Annotated in this window: 16 protein-coding genes; 12 read left to right on the forward strand and 4 right to left on the reverse strand. The window is 62.0% G+C overall.

Features of this window, described 5'->3' with window-relative positions; translation table 11 throughout:
• The first annotated feature begins 8 nt into the window (after positions 1 to 8).
• Positions 9 to 2,945 (forward strand): DNA topoisomerase III, encoded by a 2,937-nt coding sequence (locus FSY45_RS22780; RefSeq protein ID WP_046460388.1) that lies wholly within the window; start codon positions 9 to 11, stop codon positions 2,943 to 2,945.
• A gap of 65 nt (positions 2,946 to 3,010) precedes the next feature.
• On the opposite strand, the gene FSY45_RS22785 is transcribed toward FSY45_RS22780, so the two are convergent.
• A complete protein-coding gene (locus FSY45_RS22785; protein ID WP_012840373.1) occupies positions 3,011 to 3,604 on the reverse strand; it encodes a TetR/AcrR family transcriptional regulator in 594 nt (197 codons plus the stop codon).
• Positions 3,605 to 3,772: 168 nt separating this feature from the next.
• Here FSY45_RS22785 and FSY45_RS22790 point away from each other — a divergent pair, with 168 nt between their 5' ends.
• From FSY45_RS22790 to FSY45_RS27910, 5 genes are all read left to right on the forward strand, one after another.
• Positions 3,773 to 5,017 (forward strand): branched-chain amino acid ABC transporter substrate-binding protein, encoded by a 1,245-nt coding sequence (locus tag FSY45_RS22790; protein ID WP_046460387.1) that lies wholly within the window; start codon positions 3,773 to 3,775, stop codon positions 5,015 to 5,017.
• A gap of 101 nt (positions 5,018 to 5,118) precedes the next feature.
• Positions 5,119 to 6,768 carry an acyl-CoA dehydrogenase family protein gene (locus tag FSY45_RS22795; RefSeq protein ID WP_046460386.1) on the forward strand — a complete coding sequence of 550 codons (1,650 nt, stop codon included), beginning with the start codon at positions 5,119 to 5,121 and terminating at the stop codon, positions 6,766 to 6,768.
• A 14-nt stretch (positions 6,769 to 6,782) separates the two neighbouring features.
• Entirely contained in the window at positions 6,783 to 8,324 is a 1,542-nt protein-coding gene (locus FSY45_RS22800; protein WP_080944376.1) for a class I adenylate-forming enzyme family protein, read from the forward strand.
• A gap of 154 nt (positions 8,325 to 8,478) precedes the next feature.
• The gene (locus FSY45_RS22805; RefSeq protein ID WP_003064777.1) at positions 8,479 to 9,246 is read left to right on the forward strand and encodes a tyrosine-protein phosphatase; all 768 of its coding nucleotides are present in this window, start codon (positions 8,479 to 8,481) and stop codon (positions 9,244 to 9,246) included.
• A gap of 137 nt (positions 9,247 to 9,383) precedes the next feature.
• Positions 9,384 to 9,533, forward strand: coding sequence for a hypothetical protein (locus FSY45_RS27910; protein WP_003064780.1), 150 nt, complete (start codon positions 9,384 to 9,386; stop codon positions 9,531 to 9,533).
• Positions 9,534 to 9,601: 68 nt separating this feature from the next.
• Here FSY45_RS27910 and FSY45_RS22810 read toward each other — a convergent pair whose 3' ends face one another.
• Complete coding sequence (locus FSY45_RS22810; protein ID WP_012840379.1) at positions 9,602 to 11,911, reverse strand: NADP-dependent malic enzyme; 2,310 nt, start codon at positions 11,909 to 11,911, stop codon at positions 9,602 to 9,604.
• A gap of 240 nt (positions 11,912 to 12,151) precedes the next feature.
• On the reverse strand, positions 12,152 to 13,666 hold the full coding sequence (locus FSY45_RS22815; protein ID WP_223305609.1) for a sulfatase-like hydrolase/transferase: 1,515 nt from the start codon (positions 13,664 to 13,666) through the stop codon (positions 12,152 to 12,154).
• Positions 13,667 to 13,807: 141 nt separating this feature from the next.
• On the opposite strand from FSY45_RS22815, the gene mnmE reads away from it, so the two are divergent.
• From mnmE to FSY45_RS22850, 6 genes are all read left to right on the forward strand, one after another.
• On the forward strand, positions 13,808 to 15,235 hold the full coding sequence (mnmE, locus tag FSY45_RS22820; protein WP_046460384.1) for a tRNA uridine-5-carboxymethylaminomethyl(34) synthesis GTPase MnmE: 1,428 nt from the start codon (positions 13,808 to 13,810) through the stop codon (positions 15,233 to 15,235).
• 184 nt (positions 15,236 to 15,419) lie between these two features.
• Positions 15,420 to 16,619, forward strand: a complete 1,200-nt coding sequence (locus FSY45_RS22825) for a tyrosine-type recombinase/integrase (protein ID WP_126868457.1) — start codon at positions 15,420 to 15,422, stop codon at positions 16,617 to 16,619.
• 93 nt (positions 16,620 to 16,712) lie between these two features.
• On the forward strand, positions 16,713 to 18,122 hold the full coding sequence (locus FSY45_RS22830) for a DUF2169 domain-containing protein (RefSeq protein ID WP_222864879.1): 1,410 nt from the start codon (positions 16,713 to 16,715) through the stop codon (positions 18,120 to 18,122).
• Position 18,123: 1 nt separating this feature from the next.
• The gene (locus FSY45_RS22835; protein ID WP_148748386.1) at positions 18,124 to 18,480 is read left to right on the forward strand and encodes a DUF4150 domain-containing protein; all 357 of its coding nucleotides are present in this window, start codon (positions 18,124 to 18,126) and stop codon (positions 18,478 to 18,480) included.
• A gap of 4 nt (positions 18,481 to 18,484) precedes the next feature.
• Positions 18,485 to 19,657, forward strand: a complete 1,173-nt coding sequence (locus FSY45_RS28370; protein WP_205869914.1) for a hypothetical protein — start codon at positions 18,485 to 18,487, stop codon at positions 19,655 to 19,657.
• A 16-nt stretch (positions 19,658 to 19,673) separates the two neighbouring features.
• Positions 19,674 to 20,159, forward strand: a complete 486-nt coding sequence (locus tag FSY45_RS22850) for a hypothetical protein (protein ID WP_148748387.1) — start codon at positions 19,674 to 19,676, stop codon at positions 20,157 to 20,159.
• Positions 20,160 to 20,314: 155 nt separating this feature from the next.
• On the opposite strand, the gene FSY45_RS22855 is transcribed toward FSY45_RS22850, so the two are convergent.
• Positions 20,315 to 21,178 (reverse strand): phage integrase N-terminal domain-containing protein, encoded by an 864-nt coding sequence (locus FSY45_RS22855; protein ID WP_148748388.1) that lies wholly within the window; start codon positions 21,176 to 21,178, stop codon positions 20,315 to 20,317.
• Positions 21,179 to 21,436: the final 258 nt, after the last annotated feature.

Consider the following 21,436-nt stretch of genomic DNA (forward strand, 5'->3'; position numbering starts at 1 on the left):
AACACACAATGACTAAAACCCTGGTGATTGCAGAGAAGCCTTCTGTCGCACAGGACATCGTCCGTGCGCTGACCCCGGTGGCAGGCAAGTTCGAAAAACACGATGACTACTTCGAATCCGACAGCTATGTGGTGACCAGTGCGGTCGGCCACCTGGTGGAGATTCAGGCGCCCGAAGAATTCGATGTCAAGCGCGGCAAATGGAGTTTTGCCAATCTGCCGGTCATCCCCCCGCGCTTCGACCTCAAGCCCGTGGACAAGACCAAGACCCGCCTGAACGCCGTGGTCAAGCAGGCCAAGCGCAAGGATGTGACCGAACTCATCAACGCCTGTGACGCGGGCCGCGAGGGTGAGCTGATCTTCCGCCTGATCGAGCAATACGCGGGCGGCGCCAAGGGCGGCCTGGGCAAACCCGTCAAGCGCCTGTGGCTGCAGTCCATGACGCCGCAGGCGATTCGCGACGGCTTCAACAATCTGCGCAGCGATGCCCAGATGCAGGGTCTGGCCAGCGCCGCACGCAGCCGCTCCGAAGCCGACTGGCTGGTGGGCATCAACGGCACGCGCGCCATGACGGCCTTCAACTCGCGCGACGGCGGCTTCTTCCTGACCACCGTGGGCCGCGTGCAGACGCCCACCCTGTCCCTGGTGGTGGAGCGCGAGGAAAAGATCCGCAAATTCGTCAGCCGCGACTACTGGGAAGTGCACGGCACTTTCGACGCCCAGGCCGGCCAGTACCTGGGCAAGTGGTTCAACCCGCAGTGGAAGAAATCGGACGATGCCGAGGCCAAGGCCGACCGCCTGTGGAACAAGGCCGATGCCGAAGCGATTGCCGCCGCCGTGCAGGGCAAGCCTGCCCAGGTGACGGAAGAGAGCAAGCCCACCACACAGGCTTCGCCCCTGCTGTTCGACCTGACCAGCCTGCAGCGCGAGGCCAACGGCAAGTTCGGCTTCTCGGCCAAGACCACGCTGGCGCTGGCGCAAAGCCTGTACGAACGTCACAAGGCCCTGACCTACCCGCGTACCGACTCGCGTGCCCTGCCCGAGGACTATCTGCCCGTCGCGAAGCAGACCTTCGATATGCTGGCCACCAGCGGCATGCGCCATCTGGCGCCGTTTGCCCAGCAGGCCATCAACGACAACTACATCCGCCCCACCAAGCGCGTTTTCGACAACAGCAAGGTGTCGGATCACTTTGCCATCATCCCGACCACGCAGGCCCCTTCCGGCCTGTCGGAAGCCGAACAGAAGCTGTACGACCTGGTCGTGCGCCGCTTCATGGCCGTGTTCTTCCCCAGCGCCGAATACCAGGTCACCACCCGCATCAGCAAGGTGGAGCAGCACAGCTTCAAGACCGAGGGCAAGGTGCTGGTCAAGCCGGGCTGGCTGGCCATCTACGGCAAGGAAGCAGCCAACGAGGTGGAGGACGCCAAGGAAGGCGACAAGGGCCAGCCCCTGGTGGCCGTGCAGCCCGGCGAGCAGCCGCGCACCCACCACGCCGATGTCAAGGGCCTCAAGACCAAGCCGCCGGCACGCTACTCCGAAGCCACGCTGCTGGGAGCCATGGAAAGCGCCGGCAAGCAGATCGACGACGACGAGCTGCGTGAAGCCATGCAGGAAAAAGGCCTGGGCACGCCAGCCACGCGCGCGGCCATCATCGAAGGCCTGCTGACGGAAAAGTACATGCTGCGCGAAGGCCGCGAGCTGATCCCCACGGCCAAGGCCTTCCAGCTGATGACGCTGCTGCGCGGCCTGGAAGTCGAGGAGCTGTGCCGCGCCGACCTGACCGGCGAATGGGAATTCAAGCTGTCGCAGATGGAAAAAGGCCAGCTCTCGCGCGAAGCCTTCATGCAGCAGATCCAGGCCATGACCGAGAAGCTGGTCAAGAAGGCCAAGGAATACGACCGCGACACCATTCCCGGTGACTACGCGACGCTCTCCACGCCCTGCCCCAACTGCGGCGGCGTGGTCAAGGAGAACTACCGCCGCTATGCCTGCACGGGCGCCAATGGCGCCAGCGAAGGCTGCGGCTTCTCGTTCACCAAGTCGCCAGCCGGCCGCACCTTCGAGACGGCCGAGGCCGAGCAGCTGCTGCGCGAACGCCGCATCGGCCCGCTGGAAGGCTTCCGCTCCAAGGCCGGCTGGCCGTTCGTGGCCGAGGTCGCCATCGTGCGTGACGAGGAAAACAGCAACTTCAAGCTGGAATTCGACTTCGGCGACGACAAGGACTCCGAGGACACGGGCGAGATCGTGGACTTTGCCCACCAGCAAAGCCTGGGCCCCTGTCCCAAGTGCGGCTCGCCCGTCTTCGAGCATGGCGCCAACTATGTCTGCTCCAAGGCCGTGCCCACGCTGGCGCAGACCACGCCCAGCTGCGACTTCAAGAGCGGCCAGATCATCCTGCAGCAGCCCATAGAGCGCGAGCAGATGAGCAAACTGCTGCAGACCGGCAAGACCGATCTGCTGGAGAAGTTCGTCTCCAACCGTACGCGCCGCAACTTCAAGGCCTTCCTGGTCTGGGATGGTGCTGCAGGCAAGGTGAACTTCGAGTTCGAGCAGCGCGAAGGCAAATACCCGGCGCGCAAGACTGCCGGCGCAGCGGCGGCCAAGACCACGACGGCTGCCGCCAAGAAGACAGGCACGGCAGCCAAGAAGACCGCCGCCAAGACAGCGACCAAGGCGACGACCAAGACCGCTGCGGTGAAGAAGCCCCGCACCGTGAGCGCCACGCTCAAGCCCAGCGCCGACCTGGCTGCCGTAATCGGCAGCGAGCCCACCTCGCGCCCCGACGTGATCAAAAAGCTCTGGGACTACATCAAGGCCAACGGCCTGCAGGATGCCAAGGACAAGCGTGCCATCAACGCCGACGCCAAGCTCAAGCCGGTGTTCGGCAAGGAGCAGATCAGCATGTTCGAGCTGGCCGGCATTGTGGGCAAGCATGTGAGCTGATCGCAAGCCCTGCCAAGCTGACACACAGAGACCGCCACGGCTTGCCGCTGGCGGTCTTTTTCATTTCAGGCAGCGCAGCGCAAGGCGTTCAGATAGCCAGATATGGCCGTGTTGGCGCGCTGGCGCAGCAAGTCCAGATCCGGCGGTGCATCGGCGGCCAGATAGCTGTGGTTGAACAGGCCGTACAGAATGCACTGGCTCACCCGTGCAGCATCGCGCACCGGGTAGTCCGGGGGCAGATCGACGGCCTGCTCTATGGCTGCGGCCCAGGCATCCACAAAGCGTTCGAACATCTTGCGGTAGGCCTCGGAAGTGGAGTAGTGGCGCTCCAGCAGATAGTGGGCACCCCATTCATCTGCCCGCTCGCGGTGCGCCTGCAGCTGTGACTCGATCACCGCCTCGGCAATCTGCATCAGCGGCTGGCCCGAATGACTGCCGGTCACGCCGCGAATGCCCAGCAGCAGCGACTTGGAGCGCAGATGCAGGCAGACCTTGGCCAGGTCTTCCTTGCCCGAGAAGTACTCGTAGAAGCTGCCCAACCCGGTGCCAGCCACCAGGACGATCTCGCGCACGGTGATTTCCGCGTAACTGCGCTCAAGCAAAAGCCGAACAAAGGCGTCCTGCAGGGCCTGAAACGTCTGCCGCGCGCGGGACTGCAAAGGGCGGCGACGCCCTGCTGTCGCGGCGGAAGGAGTGCGTGGTTTCATGCTGGCCAAATCCGAACACCTTTTTTGCACGGTTTCCTAGAATTTTTGACAGGTACCTCGATGCCATTGTGCATTGCGGCCTGATGAATAAAAAATTCTTATGAGAGGACGGAGACAAGCATGCACCCTCGTATTTCCACTCCCCTGGCGGCAGTGGCTCTGGCCTGCGCATCACTCGTTCATGCGCAGCCGGCCACGGTGGTGAAGATTGCCTCGCTGGATGCCATGAGCGGCCCCATGGCGGGGCTGGGCCTGAATGTGCTCAAGAGCTTCCAGTACAGCGCCAAGCTTGCCAACGAGCAAAGCTGGGCCGGTGCCGTGAAGTTCGAGGTCGTTCCCTTCGACAACCGCCTCTCCGCCCAGGAGGCGCTGAGCCAGCTCAACTCCATCATCGGACAGAACATCCGTTATGTGGTGCAGGGTGCCAGCTCCTCGGCCGTGGGCCTGGCACTGCAGGAAGCCATCGAAAAGCACAACAGCCGCAACCCCGGCAAGGAAATCATCTACCTCAACTATGCGGCCCAGGCGCCGCAGATGACCAATGCCAGGTGCAGCTACTGGCACTTTCGCACCGATGCGAATTCGGACATGAAGGTGGCCGCGCTGACCTCCTATCTGGCCGGGCAAAAGCAGGTGAAGCAGGTCTTTCTGCTCAACCCCAACTATGCCTACGGCCAGGAAGTCTCGCGCGCCGCACGCAGCATGCTGGCGGCCAAGCGCCCCGACCTGAAGATCGTGGGCGATGACTTCCACCCGCTGGGCCAGGTCAAGGATTACTCCCCCTATATCGCCAAGATCAAGCAATCCGGGGCCGATGCCGTCATCACCGCGGACTTCGGTGCCGATCTGGCGCTGATCGTGCGGGCCGCACGCGAAGCTGGCTTGAGCACGGACTTCTACACCCTCAACGGCAACAACTTCGGCGTGCCCAGCGCCATGGGGGCGGCAGGTCAGGGCCGGGTCAAGCTGATCTCGGCCTTCAGCCCCAACTCTGAGCCGCTGATGAGCAGCCCGCTGCTGCCGGGCTTCAAGCGCCAGTTCAACGAGGACTTCATCAACGGCCTGGGCCACAACGCCATGCTGATGCTGGCCCAGGCCATTCGCGAGGCGAAGTCCGTGGAACCTGGCGCCGTGGCGGCCAGGATGTCGGGCATGCGCTTCGAAGGCGTCAACGGCCCCGTGGAAATGCGCAAGAGCGATCACCAGGCCCAGCAACCCATCCATGTGCTGAGCTGGGAACAAGTGGACGGCAAGACCGTGGTGCATGACCAGGAAGGAACGGGCCTGGGATGGAAGCCCGTGAGCACGGTTTCCGCACAGGCGGCCAGCCTGGACACCAGCTGCAAGATGAAACGGCCATCCTGAACCTGCCCTCGCGGCCTCCGCCCGCCAGTTGCGCATGACATAGAAATCACAAAGCCCTGCGCCCTGCTGCGGGCAGGGCCACATAGCAAGAAGGAGACATCATGACCAGCATTCATCCCCATAACCAGGCTCCGGAGCTCAAGGACTACAACGTCTACACCAGCGACCCGGTGCTGCAGCGTGCCGTGACACGCGGCGGCGCACAGTGGCGCGACCCGGAGCTGCAACGCCAGGGCGCAGAATACGGCGCCGAAGCCACGCTGCGCGCCGCAGAAGAAGCCAACCACTTCGAGCCCGAGTTGCACACGCATTCGCCCGCAGGCGACCGTATCGACCAGGTGCGCTTTCACCCCGCATGGCACCAGATGATGACGATTGCACGGCGCAACGGCATCTCCAACCTGCCCTTCACCGACAAGCGGCAGACGGCCTGGGCGGCCTATGGCGCATCGCTGTTCATGCACAGCCAGATCGAGTCCGGCTCGACCTGCCCGACGACCATGACCAAGGCCAGCATTCCGCTGGTGCGCATCAACCCGCAACTCAATGCGGTGCTGGGGCCGCTGCTGGAGTCCACCGATTACGACGCGCGCGACATTCCCGCCGAGGGCAAGCGTTCCATCACCGTGGGCATGGGCATGACGGAGCGCCAGGGCGGCAGCGATGTGCGCAGCAACACCACGCGTGCCGTGGCCCTGAATCCATCGGGCAGCAGCGGCCCCTGGGGCGAGGAATACCTGATCACCGGCCACAAGTGGTTCTTCTCGGCCCCCATGTGCGACGGGCATCTGGTGCTGGCCAAGACCGAGGAGCGCAGCCCCACCTGCTTTTTCGTGCCACGCTGGCGGCCCGACGGCAGCAAGAACGCCATTCATATCCAGCGCCTCAAGGACAAGGTGGGCAACCGCTCCAACAGCAGCAGCGAAGTGGAGTTCGACAACGCCTGGGGCGTGCTCATAGGCCAGGAAGGCCGGGGCATTTCCACCATCATCGAAATGGCCACCTACACCCGCCTTGACTGTGCGCTGTCCAGTGCCGGCTTCATGCGCCAGGCCCTGGTCCAGGCCCTGCACTACACGCGCAACCGCCATGCCTTCGGCCTGCCGCTGGCCGAGCAGCCGGTGATGACCGGCCTGCTGGCCGATATGGCATTGGAATCCGAAGCTGCCACCTGGCTGGCCATGGATCTCGCAGCACGCTTTGGCTCCGAAGACGCCCTGGATCAGGCCTGGCGCCGCATCGTCACGCCTGCCGCCAAGTTCTGGAACTGCAAGCGTGCCGTGGGCTACACGGGCGAAGCCATGGAAGTCTTCGGCGGCAACGGCTATGTGGAGACCGGCCCCATGGGGCGCTTGTTCCGCGAGGCCCCCGTCAACTCCATCTGGGAGGGGTCGGGCAACGTCATGTGTCTGGATGTGCTGCGCGCCATTGCCCGCAACCCGGACGACGCCCATCTGCTGCTGGACCATCTGCGTGAAGTCGGTTCGGAGGAAGCCGTGCTGCGCGCACAGGTGGACAAGCTGCGCGAGGCCATCATGCTGCAGCCTCAGGATCTGGAGCGCGAAGCGCGCCGCTTCACCCAGCGCCTGGCCCTCACGGTGCAGGCCACGCTGATGCTGCAGCATGCGGGCAGCGACAGTGCCTCGGCCTTCATCGGCAGCCGCTTCGACCCGGACTGGGGGCCGGTGGCAGGTGTTGCCTGCGGCAGCAGCGACCCGGCCGCCCTGCTGCGCAATGCCTGGACAGGCTGAGGAGGACGCCAGCAATGATGAATTTCATTTCCCTGCTCGACCAGCAGGCACGCACGCGCCCCGAAAAACTGGCGCTGCGCGCCGACGGCCAGGACTGGAGCTATGCCGCGCTGGCGCAGGCCGGCCGCCGAGCCGCCACCGTGCTTTATGAGCAAGGCGTGCGCCAGGGCGACAAGCTAGGCCTGCTGTGCTTCAACACCCCGGGCTTTGTGTTTGCGCTGCTTGGCGCCTGGCGGCTGGGCGCGGTCGTCGTGCCCATCAACCACAAGCTGCAAGCCCCGGAAGTCAGCTACATACTGCGCCACTCGGGTGCCCGCCTATGCCTTGTGGATGGTGCGCGCGCTTCGCTGATCACCGCCATCCAGGCCGAACCACAGCCACTGGCCGACATACAGTGGCTGAGCACAGCTTCTGCCACCGAAGGCCTGGACTGCTTCGATGAGCTGCTGGCGCAGGCTGCGCCCTGCGGCGACGAACATGGCCGACCTGCGCCACACGCTCTGGCCGAGATTCTCTACACCTCCGGCACCACGGGCCAGCCCAAGGGCTGCCTGCACAGCCATGCCAATGTCTTCCATGCCGCCCTGTGTGCAGCGGCGGCCACCTCGCTGTCGCCCACGGAGCGCACGCTGATCGCCATGCCCATCTGGCACTCGTCTCCACTGAACAACTGGTTCCTGGGCACCTTGCTCATGGGCGGCACCGCCGTGCTGATGCGCGAATATGCGCCCAGGGAGTTTCTGGAGACGCTGGCGCAGGAGCGCATCAGCTTCACCTTCGGCGCACCGATTGCCTTTCTGGCTCCGCTGGCCGTGGTGCCCGATGTGGCCAGCTACGACTTCAGCGCCATGCGATTGTGGGCCTACGGCGGTGGCCCTCTGGGCGCGGACATGGCACGCAAGCTGGCTCAGGTCTATCGCAGCGACCGCTTCATGCAGGTCTATGGCATGACCGAATCAGGCCCGCTGGGCACCGTGCTCTACCCCGAAGAAGCCGTGGCCAAGGCAGGCTCCATCGGCCGCTGCGCCATACCCGGCGTTGAACTGGAGGTGCGCCTCCAGGACGGCAGCCTGTGCGGCCCCGGCGAAGTGGGTGAGATCTGCCTGCGCTCTGCGGCCATGATGCAAGGCTATCTGGACAACCGCGAGGCCACGGCCGCCGTGCTGGACGACCAGGGCTGGTATCGCAGCGGCGACCTGGCGCGCGTGGACGAGGACGGCTATCTCTACATCGTGGACAGACTCAAGGACATGATCGTCACAGGCGGCGAGAACGTCTACTCCAAGGAAGTGGAAGACGTGCTCTCGACCCACCCCGATGTGCAGGACGTGGCCGTCATCGGCCGCCCTCATTCCGAATGGGGCGAGACCGTGGTGGCAGTGCTGACCCTCAAGCCCGGCAAGACGCCGGACCATGAGGATCTGCGCCAGTTCATGGAGAGCAGGCTGGCTCGCTACAAGATTCCGCGCATCTTTGAAGTCCGTGACGCACTGCCACGCACCGCGACCGGCAAGCTGCTCAAGCACATGCTGCGCGGCAGCACGACCAGCCATTGAGCACGAAGGCACTGTCGCAAGACCGCTTCGGACAGGTTCGGCGCCGCATGTCCTGGGCAGGCGACGCGTTTCGTCGAGGCCGACGATGCATGTGCCGCGCCTGGGTAACACGGATGACATGGATGGGTCTTTGCAATCCGCTATAAGCAGTGATATGCAACTGAACCACGACCTGCTGACGGAGCGCCCGGCGCGCCAAGTCTCCCTCTCGGGAGCCTCCAATTTCCGTGATCTGGGCGGATATCGGGGCCTGGACGGCCGCCGCCTGCAATGGGGCAAGCTGTACCGCTCCGCCCATCTGGCGCATCTGACGCAGCAGGACCTGGAACAGCTGCAAAAGCTGGGCATCCACCGCAGCGCGGACTTTCGCGGAGAAGGCGAAAGCGCGCATCTCTCCTATGACTGGCCCAGGATCGAACGCCATGCCCTGGTCGTCGAGCCCACGGTAGTGCAGCGCGCCCAGTCCATGATGGAGCAGGGCCGCAACCTCAGCAGCCGCGATACCGAGGAGCTAATGCATGACACCTATCGCAGCTTTGTGAACGTGTACGGCAATCGCTTTGCACAGTTCCTCGCGCTGCTGCAGCTCAGCGATGCGCCGCTGGTCTTTCACTGCACGGCCGGCAAGGACCGCACGGGCTGGGCCGCAGCCCTGCTGCTGACGGCGCTGGGTGTGGACGAGGAGCAGATCATGGAAGACTATCTGCTGACCAATCAGTACTTCAGACGCCCCGCCCAGATGTACGGCCAGCTGTCCGAAGAGGCTCTGGACGCGCTGTGGCGCGTACAGCCGTCCTACCTGATGGCCTCGGTCGATGTGGTGCGCGCCCAGCATGGCAGCGTGGACCGCTATCTGACCCTGGTTCTGGGTATAGACGGTGCTGCACGCGAGCGGCTGGCCGAGCTGTATCTGGAGACCTGATCAAATTTGATAGCTGCCAATGCTTATCCTGAATTGGTTTCATACCAATTTCAGGCATAACAAGCTGTTACGGCAGGGTATCTTCGGCCCGCTACCATGGGCCATAAGCCGCAGTGGATGCGGACAAGGAAATGCAGATGCGCAAATGGCTCACCCTGGCCGCAGCAGCCGCCACGCTGGCGCTGACGGCCTGCTCCGGCACCATGCCGGCCTCCTCCAGCTCCAGCGGCTCCAACAGCGTGGAAATCTTTGGCACGGTGGACACAGGCGTCAGCCGCACCTGGTAAGCCCCGCCGCAGGCACAGAAAAGCCCGCCGTGCTCCATGCACGGCGGGCTTTTGTTTTTACCGCGTAATTAACGGCTGACGTTGGCGTCGGCCACGGTCAGCGCCGTCATGTTCACGATACGGCGTACCGTGGTGCTGGGCGTCAGCACATGCACGGGCTTGGCCGCACCCAGAAGCACCGGGCCCACCGCAATGCCGCCGCCGGCAGCCTGCTTGAGCAGGTTGTAGCTGATGTTGGCGGCGTCGATGTTGGGCGACACCAGCAGGTTGGCATCACCCAGCAGCGTGCTGTTGGGCATGAGCTTGGCGCGGGCCTTGCCGTCCAGGGCCACATCGCCGTGCATTTCGCCATCCACTTCCAGCCAGGGCGCCTGCTCGCGCAGCAGCTCCAGGGTCTGGCGCATCTTGACGGCGCTGGGCTGGTTGCTGGAGCCGAAGTTGGAGTGGCTCAGCAGCGCAGCCTTGGGCTTGATGCCGAAGCGCATCATTTCCTCGGCGGCCATGATGGTGATCTCGGCCAGTTGCTCGGCCGTGGGGTCGTAGTTGACGTGGGTGTCGACCAGGAACACCTGGCGCTCGGGCAGCAGCAGGCCGTTCATGCAGGCATAGGTGGCCACGCCGCTGCGCTTGCCGATGACCTGATCGATATAGTTCAGGTGCACATTGGTGTTGTTCCAGGTGCCGCAGATCAGGCCGTCAACCTCGCCCTTGTGCAGCAGCATGGAGCCGATCAGCGTCAGGCGGCGGCGCATTTCGATCTTGGCGATGGGCGCGGTGATGCCCTTGCGCTCCGTCATGCGGTGATAGCTCTGCCAGAAGTCGCGGTAGCGCTCGTCATGTTCGACGTTGACCACGTCGTAGTCGGCGCCTTCCTTCATGCGCAGGCCGAACTTCTCGATGCGCTGGGCAATGATGGCGGGACGGCCGATCAGTGTCGGGCGGGCAATGCGTTCGTCCACCACGATCTGGGCCGCGCGCAGGATGCGCTCTTCCTCGCCCTCAGCATAGGCCACGCGCTTCTTGGTGGCCTTCTTGGCGGCATGCACGATGGGCTTCATCATGGTGCCGGAGGCGTAGACAAAGGTCTTCAGGTGCTCGCGATAGGCATCCATGTCCTGGATGGGGCGCTTGGCCACACCGGCTTCGGCCGCAGCCTGGGCCACGGCGGGCGCCACGATCAGCATCAGGCGCGGATCGAAGGGCTTGGGAATCAGGTACTCGGGGCCGAAGCTCAGCACCTCGCCCACATAGGCCGCTGCCACTTCTTCGGACTGCTCGGCCTGGGCCAGCGCGGCAATCGCATGCACGCAGGCGATCTCCATCGAGGTGGTGATGGTGGTCGCACCGCAGTCCAGCGCACCACGGAAGATGTAGGGGAAGCACAGGACGTTGTTGACCTGGTTGGGGTAGTCCGTGCGGCCCGTGGCGATGATGGCGTCGTCGCGCACCGCCTTCACATCTTCAGGAATGATTTCCGGGTTGGGGTTGGCCAGCGCGAAGATGATGGGCCTGGCCGCCATCTTCTTGACCATGTCCTGCTTGAGCACGTTGCCGGCGGACAGGCCCAGGAAGGCGTCGGCGCCCTCAATCACCTCACCCAGCGTGCGCAGCTCGGTCTTCTGGGCAAACAGCGCCTTGTCCGGATCCATCAGCTCGGTACGGCCCTCGTAGACCACGCCGGCGATGTCGGTCACGAACACGTTCTCACGCTTCAGGCCCACTTCCAGCAGCAGGTTCAGGCAGGCCAGAGCCGCGGCGCCGGCGCCCGAAGCCACCAGCTTGACCTCTTCGATCTTCTTGCCCGCGACCTTGAGCGCGTTGACCATGGCCGCTGCCACGGTGATGGCCGTGCCGTGCTGGTCGTCGTGGAAGACGGGAATGTTCATGCGCTTGCGCAGCTCGCGCTCCACGAAGAAGCACTCGGGCGCCTTGATGTCTTCGAGGTTGATGGCGCCGAAGGTGGGCTCCAGCGCAGCAATCACGTCGACCAGCTTTTGCGGATCCTTCTCGTCGATCTCGATATCGAACACATCGACGCCGGCGAACTTCTTGAACAGTACGCCCTTGCCCTCCATCACGGGCTTGGAGGCCAGCGCACCGATGTCGCCCAGGCCCAGCACTGCCGTGCCGTTGGAGATCACGCCCACCAGATTGCCGCGGCTGGTGTATTTGAAAGCCGCAGCGGGGTCCTTGACGATTTCCTCGCAGGGCGCAGCCACGCCGGGCGAGTAGGCCAGGGCCAGATCATGCTGATTGGCCATGGGCTTGGTTGCCGTGATGGCCACCTTGCCGGGCTTGGGGAACTCGTGATACTCCAGTGCCGCCTGACGCAGCAACGCACGTTTATCAATCGAGGTAATGGGCTTGGTGTCGGACATCAGCGGTCTCCAGCTCGCAAAGTAAGTCATCCGCAGTAAGGACTCTCTATGGGCACACAGCCCGGCCCCTGCGCTCCTGCGGACGATGAAATCGGATTTTGGATTGTAGGCCGAGTGCTATCAAAAAAAGAGGGGGTGCAGCTCGGCGTTTAAGGTCAAACAGCCATGACTGTTCAATAACAATGCAAACAAAATCATAACATTATGCGAACAATGCATAACACATGGAGATTTTGCACCTCAGGGCGTGCAGGCATCGTCGCGATAGAGCTCGGCATAAGGCACGCCATCGAAATGCAGCTTCCGGCTGTCCTGCAAATGCGGCATCGCCGTGCTGACGTCGTATCCCTGAGCTGCAATCAATATCTCGGGCGCCAGAGTCGTGCTGTGTGCCATAGGACTTTCAGAGATCGCCACCTCTTCACTCCCTTGCAGACCCCTCATTGCCTCGTTCGCCCAATATGCCAATGGCACCTCCAGCACTGACTGATCATTGCCCTGGCGAGGGCTGTCCACACAAGGAGGAACTCCAAGGCCATGATCAGACACGTAAAGCAGCGCGCTGGGCGCGTCAGACGCTTCATCGACCATGCGAATCCAGTCGGCCAGCAGGTCCGAGGTATAGCGAATCGAGTTATCGTATGCATCTGCGCCCTCATAGCGGGAACGAGGGTAGCGCTGGGAGATATCGGGATGACTGCCATAGGTATGAAGAACCACTAGCTTATGTGACGCTTCATCCGCCAGCGACTTCTCCAGCCAAGTCGTCATCACTTCGTCATGTGCCCCATTGCCCACCTTGGCATAGACATCCGCAGAGCGACGCAATATCTGCGAGTACATATCCTCGCTCTTGTCATTGAATCTGGAGTTCGAAAAGACAAAGGTCTTATAGCCAGCATGCCGAGCCAAATCCAGGAACGAAGGCGAGGCATTTTTCTGGCTGTCGAAAGCAGACTGCCCCGTCAAAATATAGGGCAGCGCCTTCGCGGTATTGAAGCCATGAGCCATGACCTTGTAGGTACGCAAACCGGAAACCTGCCTCAGTGACTGATTGGTATCGTCTTCCTGATAGCCCAATAGTGACCAGCGATGGCTGCTGGCACTCTCACCAATAATCACCACCAAGGTGTTCGCCTGAGATGCACTTGGCCTGGCAGGCAGTGTCGGCTGATAGAAAACCTCTTTTTCCAGATCGCCATAACGCACTGCAGCCTTGGCCATATGCATGGGGTAGATATGACGCAGTTTATGCACATAGTCATTGACGGAGAACTGCTGAGTCATGCCAAAGGCAAGAAAGCTGGTCCAGAGCAATCCTATGCCCAGTAGTATTCTTTTCTCCCATTTCTGAAATGGAGCTGCTCCAGCCTTGCAGTTTTTAAAGAGAAAGTAGCCACATCCGAAACTTGCCACCAGCCAGCACAGCACGACAAGAACCATCTGGCGATTGATAGAGTTCAGGAACTCGGCTGCCTCGTGAGCCTCGGTGCGCAGCAGCGTGGCAAGGGAAAACTCATCGATCATGTTTCCCAAAAACTGGGCATGAAAAATATTCGCAGCGCCGATAAAAATCAGAAGTGGAATACAGATCGCCAGAGACTTTCGGGACAGCGCCAAAGGATAGAAGAACAGCGCAGCCAACAGCGTGTAGCCCACTTCTTTTCCATATGAGCGAATGAGAAACGGAGGTGAAAAAAGCAATATCCAGGCGAGTAGAGAGCCCAGTCTCATTGCAAAGGAAGATATATTCATTTTTCGTGACAGATTTGTGACGATTGTATGAAATACTTCTTTTGTTAAATAGCCGCCCAAGCAGCGCTCACCACTGATTTCCTAGGTCTTGACCCGCAGGGCTATGATTCGCGGTTTCTCTTCTCGACCGAAAGTCCGCCCATGCTTCCCCGCCACAACGACCCGATTGCCGCCATTGCCACCGCTCCGGGGCGTGGTGCCGTGGGCATTGTTCGGGTCTCCGGCAAAGGCATTGCTGCGCTGGTACGGACGCTTTGCGGCAAGGAGCTGAAACCGCGCGAAGCGACTTATCTGCCCTTCAGGGACGCGGGCGGCTCGCCCATAGACCATGGCCTGGCCATCTACTTTCCCGGCCCGCACAGCTACACGGGCGAAGATGTGCTGGAGCTGCAGGCCCATGGCGGCCCCGTGGTGCTGCAGCTATTGCTGGCACGCTGTCTGGAAGCAGCACAGAGCGCCAATGAAGACGGCAAGCCGGTGCTGACTGGGCTGCGCCTGGCCCAGCCCGGCGAGTTCACCGAGCGTGCTTTTCTCAACGACAAGATCGACCTGGCCCAGGCCGAGGCGATTGCCGACCTCATCGATGCCAGCACCGAAGCCGCCGCGCGCAGTGCCAGCCGTTCGCTGTCCGGCGCGTTCTCGCAGGAAATCCATGTGCTGCGCGATGCCCTGGTGCATCTGCGCATGCTGGTGGAGGCCACACTGGACTTCCCCGAGGAGGAAATCGACTTTCTGCAGAAGGCCGATGCCTTTGGCCAGCTGGAGCGCCTGCGCCACCAAGTCACTGCCGTGCTGGCACGCGCCCACCAGGGCGCGCTGCTGCGCGAAGGCATCAAGGTGGTGATTGCCGGCCAGCCCAATGCGGGCAAAAGCTCGCTGCTCAACGCGCTGGCAGGGGCCGAGCTGGCCATTGTCACCCCCATTGCCGGAACCACGCGCGACAAAGTACAGCAGACGATTCAGATCGAGGGCGTGCCCCTGCATGTGATCGACACCGCAGGCCTGCGTGACAGCGATGACGAAGTGGAGCGCATCGGCATTGCGCGTGCCTGGGACGAGATTGCAGCGGCCGATGCCGTGCTCTTCCTGCACGACCTGACCCGCGTGGAACAGGCTGACTATGCGGCAGCCGATGCCGATATCGCCCGCACCCTGCAGGACAAGCTGCCCGCGCAGGTACCGGTCATCCATGTCTGGAACAAGACCGATATGGCGACTGCCGACGTGCAGTCCCGCCACACCGCCCAGCTCAATGCCGAGCAGATCGCCTTGTCTGCCCGTACCGGCGATGGCCTGGATGCGCTGCGCAAGCGCCTGCTGGAAGTGGCGGGCTGGCAATCCGCCCCCGAAGGCCTGTACCTGGCCCGCGCCCGCCATGTGGAAGCCCTGCAGGCCGTGGATGCCCATCTGGAGATGGCCGACGAGCAACTGGCTGCTCAATCCGCCCATCTGGACCTGCTGGCCGAGGAGTTGCGCCTGGCCCAGCTGTCGCTGAACTCTATTACCGGTGAATTCAGCTCCGACGACCTTCTGGGGGTGATCTTCTCCAGCTTCTGCATCGGCAAATAACCTGACTTCCACCGGGCTCCATCAAGGTCCACTGAATCCCTTGAAACCCGCATGAATACTAGGTTTCTTGCCCATTGAACTCTGCTGAAGCACACTGAAAGCCATCTGATTTTATGTCCAAGTTTATGTCCAAGTAGAGATTTTGGCGGGAGCCATCCTCTACTTGGACATACGGAGGAAACAGATGGCACTCACCGACACCGCCCTGAAGGCACTCAAGCCCAGGGACAAGACCTACACCGTCAGCGACGACCGCGGCCTGTACCTGGAAGTGTTTCCAACGGGAGGGATGGTCTGGCGCTACCGCTACCGGCTGAACGGCAAGTACGAAAAGCTGACCCTGGGTAAGTACCCGGCGCTCACTCTCAAAAACGCCAGGCTCATGCGTGATGGCGCGTCGCAGATGGCGGCTGTCGGCGAGTCTCCCGCCCAGAAAAAGCAACGCGCCAAGGTGGCAGGACCAGAAGACACGACTCTCAAGCAATTTGCCGAGCGCTTTTTCAAAGAAATTCAGCAGCGCGACCGCAAGGACACCACCATGCCGCGCCGCTACCTGGACAAGGACATCCTCCCGCACTTAGGCAGCAAGGCGGTGCGTGACCTCACCGCCGAGGATGTGCGGTCAGTCATCTGGAAGAAGAAGGAGCAAGGCTTTGACGCGGCCGCCGGCCAGGTGCGCGGCCTGCTCAAGCGGATGCTCGATTACGCCGTGACATGCGGCTTGATCTCATCCAATCCGGTCAATGCACTGCCAATGCGTCATGTCTATAAGGCTGTCGCTCGGGAACGGGCTTTGACGGCCGACGAAATCAAGCAGTTCCTCCAAGCCGTGCAGCAGTCGAACATCCGCCGCCAGTTCAAAATCAGCATGTATCTCATCTTGATGACACTGGTCCGCAAGTCGGAATTGTTGCTGGCCAAGAAGAAGGACGTACACCTTGAAGAAGCCGAGTGGCATATCCCCCAAGAGAACTCGAAGACAGGCAAGCCGCATATCGTCTATTTGTCGAAACAAGCGGTGATGCTGTTCCGCGAACTCTTTGTACTCGCCGGCACTAGTGAATGGGTTTTGCCGGGACGCGGTTCACTGACCAAGCCATTCGCCCATAACGCCCTCAACACAGCGCTGAAAGTTTCGCTCCAGGGACAGGGCATTCCGGCATTCACCATCCATGACTTGCGCCGAACAGCCTCTACCTTGCTTCATGAAAAGGGTTGGGCATCGGATGTGGTGGAGAAGGCGCTCAACCACACTATCGGCGGGGTGCGTGGCGTCTACAACCGAGCGGAATACTCAGAACAGCGTAAAGCCATGTTGCAAGTGTGGGCCGACACCATTGATTTGCTCGTGCCCTCGGCAAATATGGTTGTTTTGAGACCGTAATTCAGAACTTTCTTATATAGCTCTCGCAAATAGGCAGGCAGGATTTCGTCGGAAGTCCATGTTAGTCCACTGCGGTTCATAGCCAGTTGGAACTTGGCTACGTACGGCGGTGGACATCCGACGAAGATTGCGCAGGGAGCGCCCGCCATGCAATTTCGCAACCTCACGCCCTTCGGCGCGTTGTGCTTCAGCGCGCTGGCTCCGGACGGTCAGGAGCATCCCGTCATCGCCATGAAGGTCGGCTATCGCCTCGAGCCGATGGAAGACCAGCCTGGCCAGTGCCGCGCCGTCGTCATCGACGACAACCCGCTGCCACTGTGCATGGCCGATACCTACTACGGCGAGCCCGGCATCAGCGCCGTGCTCGAAGAAAGCGATTTGGCACCCTTCAAACCGTACTGCGACGTCATCGTCGTCGGCCACGCGCACGCGCCTGCGGGACGGCCCGCGCGCAGCTGGGAAGCCGGCTTGCGCATCACCTCCACCCGACCCAGGCAGGAATTTCCTGACCCACCGCCGCCCCAACGGCCGCCCGGCGTGCGCCTCACCTCCGATGAACTACGCGAGTACCAGGCCGCGGTCCAGGAAGCGCGCCGACGCACCGGCGAACAACGCATGCCTCTCTTGCTGCTGGACAAGACCCTGCGCTTCACCGGCCCACGCGAATTCCGCCACGGACTGGTCGGCTGGCACCTGACCGACCCCGAACCCGCCACGCGGGTGCCCCTGCGCTGGGAGCAGGCCTTCGGCGGCGCCAGCCAGATTGCCAATCCGCGGCACGAGGGCGACCCCGAAGCGCCCGAGTACCTGCTCAATGAGGTCTGCTTCAGCAACCCGCTGGGCTGCGGCTGGCTGGAGCATCGCCACGAGAAACTGCACTACCAGCAGACCGGCGACATGCTCGTACGCCTGCCGGCGCCGCAGATAGAAGCGCTGGACGAGCCCATCGAGCGCCTGCTGCGCCCGCGTCATCCTGCAGGCCCGCTCGATGCCCCGGCCATGGCTGAAGTCGCCGCCGAATACGGCTACACGCCCGCCGGTTTTGGCATCGTCGGCCGCGCCTGGGCACCGCGCCTGGCCCTGGCCGGCACTTACGACCGGGACTGGGAGGACAACCACTGGCCAGGACTGCCCGAGGACTTCGACTTCACCTACTGGAACGGCGCTCCGCCCGACCAGCAGGTCGCATACCCCACGCCGGACGCCCACATCACCCTGTTCAACCTGGTCGACCCGCTGCTCAGTGCTGACGGCCGCTGCGACATCCAACTGCCCGGCCATCGTCCCTTCGTGCTCATGCGCATGACCAACGGCGTGATGCTACCGCTGCCCATGCTCACCGACACCCTGCTCATCGACACCGACGCCATGACCCTGTCGATGACTCACCGCATCAGCTTGCCGGGCTCCCTCGACATCCGCGTGCTCGAAGCGCGCTTCGAGACCGACCCAGACGCACCCATCATCCAGCGCGCTCCGCGCCACAACGGGGAGCACGCCTGACATGGCCGACAACGTAATGGCCCGCAAGCAGGGCAAGTGGACCGTCATCAGCATCGCGCCCGACGTCTGCAAGACCCCCATGGGCAGCAGCATCCCGCCCGTGCCCTATCCGGTCACGGCCGAGCTCAAGACCAGTACAGGCGTGGTTCCCAGCGTGCGCGTCAACGGCCACCCGGTGGTCGTCTACAAGCGCAGCTATACGCCCACGACCATCGGTGACGCCGCCGGCAGGGCCAAGGGCATCAAGAGCGGCACCGTGGAAGGCAAGTGCCACCCGCTGGAACACAGCAACACCGTGCGCGCCGAGGGGCGTCACCTGGTCCGCCATGGCGACCTGTTCTGGATGAATGGGAGTTGATGCCATGAGCGATGAACCCATTCAACTCGACACGATTGTCGTCCAATCCCGCGAAGTGCAGCTACGCAAGGTGCCCGGTGGCCCGGACAGGATGTTCGTGCAGGCCGACGGCACCGGCAACGTCATGGTCGACTTCGCCGTCGGCAAGGACGAGTGGGGCAAGGCCCTGGACTTGAACGAAGCGCAGTACGAGGCTCTGCGCCAGGAAGCGTTCCGCAAGGAACTGGCGGACCTGGAGGACATTCCCACCTATGCCGAACTCTATCCGCCACCGGGAAAGGGCAGAGGCGGAGGCAGCACCACACCGAACGGCAACACGCAGGGCCGCGTGAATGGCGAGGCACCCGCCACCGGTAAATCTGCCGACGGTTCCAATGCCGAGGTAGAGAGCGAAACGCCCGCAGAAGAAGACACAGGCGATAAGTTACTGGACGGCCTCCAGTTGGGCCTGGATGTCGTGGGTCTGATACCTGTGGTGGGCGAAATCGCCGACCTCGCCAATGCGGGCATCAGCTTGGCCCGCGGGGACTATGCGGGCGCTGCCTTGTCCGTGGTCTCGGCCGTTCCATTCGCGGGCTGGCTGGGTACTGCGGGCAAGGCCGCCCGCCGAGGCGCAAAAGCTGCCACCGAGGCTTCGGAAAAGGCCGCCAAAGAGGCCGCGGATCGGGCAGCGAAGGAAGCTGCTGAAAAGGCTGCAAGGGAAAAGGCAACGAAAGAAGCTGCGGAAGACGGTGGCAAGGTTCTACAGAGGAAACTAAAGCCAGGTACCCCCGAACACAAAGCAGACCGTTGGCAAAAGTATCAAGAACGGGGTGGCCAGAAAGACTACGATTCTTGGAGCAAGCAATACGACACCAACATGCGCAACTATCAACATGGAGCTGCGCGTGAAGCGGCATATCGTGAAGCAATGGGCGCGACTGACGGGACTTTAAAGACTCCCCTAACGAATCGTCAGATTGACATTCTTAAGAAGGACGAGATGTATGCAGGCCAGCTAAAGACTGGACCCGTGAGTTTGACCAAGGAGAACGCGCTGGCAATCGCAAAGGATGCCGAGTTGGTAAAACGCGGTTGGAAAGTAGAGCACATCCTTGAGAAAGGTGCTTCAAAACCATATCTAGACGCGTTGAAAAATGCTGGGATTGATCACAAGCTCGCTCCACAAATCCCTTGATACAGAAGGCAGCAAAATGAATTTCGATAAAAGAAAGGCTGAAGATGATTTCGATGAATTCATCTTCATCATGGATGACCAACTCGAATGGCTGGAAGCAGAAGCGGAGAGGCGCGGCATCCACCTGACGCGCAACACCATGTGTTTTCCAATGCTTGAGTCGCTCTTTGACCTGATGTCAGAAGGCCAGAGCAAGGATATGGTCTCGCGGCTCATAATTACATTTGCACGCTATCTTGGCGAAGCTGTAAGGTGCACATACGGTGGAAAGTGGACCCTGCCACTAGACGACCCGAAGAATGTTAACTTCAACACACCTGTTATTACTGGGCACTGCTCAACAGAAGGGCTTGAATTTTCACCAATCCTCGTGATGCGAGCATATTCGATTCGACACATCAAGGGGCTTCTTAAGCGAGCTGTTGATGCTGATATTAATCCGAGCCCGCTAGATTTGAGCGATTTAATCAAGAAGGACAGCACGCAGGGCAGAGCTAACTAGCGGATGCTAAAAGGTCATGATTGAGCAGTCAGCAAGGTTTCCATTGTGTCGCTTCGATCCTGCTTGATCTTACTGCTGAACGCGTAGCTTTCTGTCTCGGGTGCCTTCGCAGCAGCTGCAAAACACTGCTCCACTGTTTGTTCCAACGCTCCCCCCTAGCGCCCCAGATACACCGCCGTAATCTGCGCCCGCTCGTGCCCCAGCTCGCGGCTGATGGTCTGCCGGGCCTGGGCATCAGTGTTGCGCTGCGCGGGTGTCAGATCCCGCGCTGCCGGTCCACCGGCCGCGGGTGCCTTCCAGCCCGTCTGGGCCTCATATCGTTGCTGCGCATAGCGATGCCGCAGACCGTGCATATGACTCAGCCCTGCCGCCTTGCACTGGCCATCGTAGACATGGCGCTGCTGGATATAGCTCTTGTGTGCCGGGATGAGGGAGCCCGCGCCGGCCAACTGGTGTGCTTGGTCCAGGATATGTCGCTGTTCATCCGTGGTGATGGGCACGCTGCGCTCGCGTCCGCCCTTGGTCCAACTGCCCTTGAGCGCAATATGGTCGCCCCGGTCGGCATAGCTGGGCTGGAACTTGATGGACTCCTCCCGCCGTAGGCCAAACGCCTGCTGCAATTGCAGGCTCATGCGCACATGGGCATCGCGCACCTGGTCCAGGGCATCCCCGAGTTCCCTGGACTTGTCGAGGTTGGTCACGTGTTGCCGCTCCGGAATGCCAAGCCGCGCGTTGTCGACGGGGAGGATGCCCGCCTTGCCGACCTTCTCGGCCCACCAGCGCAGATGCGCCATGCGGTTTTTCAAGGTGCCTGTGGATAACCCCTCGGCCTGCCAGCGCTCGACCAGGGCGTCCACGTGCTTGCCCTTGAGCGAGGTCGCCGTCATCCGCCGATAGCCGGCTTCGTTCAACTGACGGGCTACCAGCGTCAGCCCGCGCAGGCGGTCAGCTTGCGTGGCATGACTGCCATCGCGGTTACGCCGGCACAGTTGCCGCAGGTGGTAGGTCAGGTCATCCATTGGGCCTTGGTCCTGTTTTCTGAGGTGCAATCGGTAAGTGAAATTGCCGGCTCGCCATGGGCGAGGCTCCCGAAGGACAAGGGCAAGGTGCTCAGAACACCTGGGTGCCTCCGATGAGGCGTCCGCCGTGCTTCCTGGGGGAAGCTAGAGCGGGGGTACTGCGGGACAAACCATGCCAATCGTGGTGATGAAATCTCCTTTGAAGGTGAGTGGGACGAGGTGGGGCCGGTCACAAGCATTGCGCTTGATGGGGCCATG

The organism is Comamonas sp. Z1, assembly GCF_008121555.1.
In the GTDB taxonomy this organism is placed as follows: Bacteria; Pseudomonadota; Gammaproteobacteria; order Burkholderiales; family Burkholderiaceae_C; genus Comamonas; species Comamonas thiooxydans.

What these genes read in the sequence shown, in the direction of transcription:
- FSY45_RS27910 (WP_003064780.1), top strand. Translation starts at nt 9,384, where the DNA reads ATGCGCAAATGGCTCACCCTGGCCGCAGCAGCCGCCACGCTGGCGCTG.
- mnmE (WP_046460384.1), top strand. Translation starts at nt 13,808, where the DNA reads ATGCTTCCCCGCCACAACGACCCGATTGCCGCCATTGCCACCGCTCCG.
- FSY45_RS28370 (WP_205869914.1), top strand. Translation starts at nt 18,485, where the DNA reads ATGAGCGATGAACCCATTCAACTCGACACGATTGTCGTCCAATCCCGC.
- FSY45_RS22795 (WP_046460386.1), top strand. Translation starts at nt 5,119, where the DNA reads ATGACCAGCATTCATCCCCATAACCAGGCTCCGGAGCTCAAGGACTAC.
- FSY45_RS22850 (WP_148748387.1), top strand. Translation starts at nt 19,674, where the DNA reads ATGAATTTCGATAAAAGAAAGGCTGAAGATGATTTCGATGAATTCATC.
- FSY45_RS22855 (WP_148748388.1), bottom strand. Translation starts at nt 21,178, where the DNA reads ATGGATGACCTGACCTACCACCTGCGGCAACTGTGCCGGCGTAACCGC.
- FSY45_RS22810 (WP_012840379.1), bottom strand. Translation starts at nt 11,911, where the DNA reads ATGTCCGACACCAAGCCCATTACCTCGATTGATAAACGTGCGTTGCTG.
- FSY45_RS22790 (WP_046460387.1), top strand. Translation starts at nt 3,773, where the DNA reads ATGCACCCTCGTATTTCCACTCCCCTGGCGGCAGTGGCTCTGGCCTGC.
- FSY45_RS22825 (WP_126868457.1), top strand. Translation starts at nt 15,420, where the DNA reads ATGGCACTCACCGACACCGCCCTGAAGGCACTCAAGCCCAGGGACAAG.
- FSY45_RS22835 (WP_148748386.1), top strand. Translation starts at nt 18,124, where the DNA reads ATGGCCGACAACGTAATGGCCCGCAAGCAGGGCAAGTGGACCGTCATC.
- FSY45_RS22815 (WP_223305609.1), bottom strand. Translation starts at nt 13,666, where the DNA reads ATGAATATATCTTCCTTTGCAATGAGACTGGGCTCTCTACTCGCCTGG.
- FSY45_RS22780 (WP_046460388.1), top strand. Translation starts at nt 9, where the DNA reads ATGACTAAAACCCTGGTGATTGCAGAGAAGCCTTCTGTCGCACAGGAC.
- FSY45_RS22805 (WP_003064777.1), top strand. Translation starts at nt 8,479, where the DNA reads ATGCAACTGAACCACGACCTGCTGACGGAGCGCCCGGCGCGCCAAGTC.
- FSY45_RS22800 (WP_080944376.1), top strand. Translation starts at nt 6,783, where the DNA reads ATGATGAATTTCATTTCCCTGCTCGACCAGCAGGCACGCACGCGCCCC.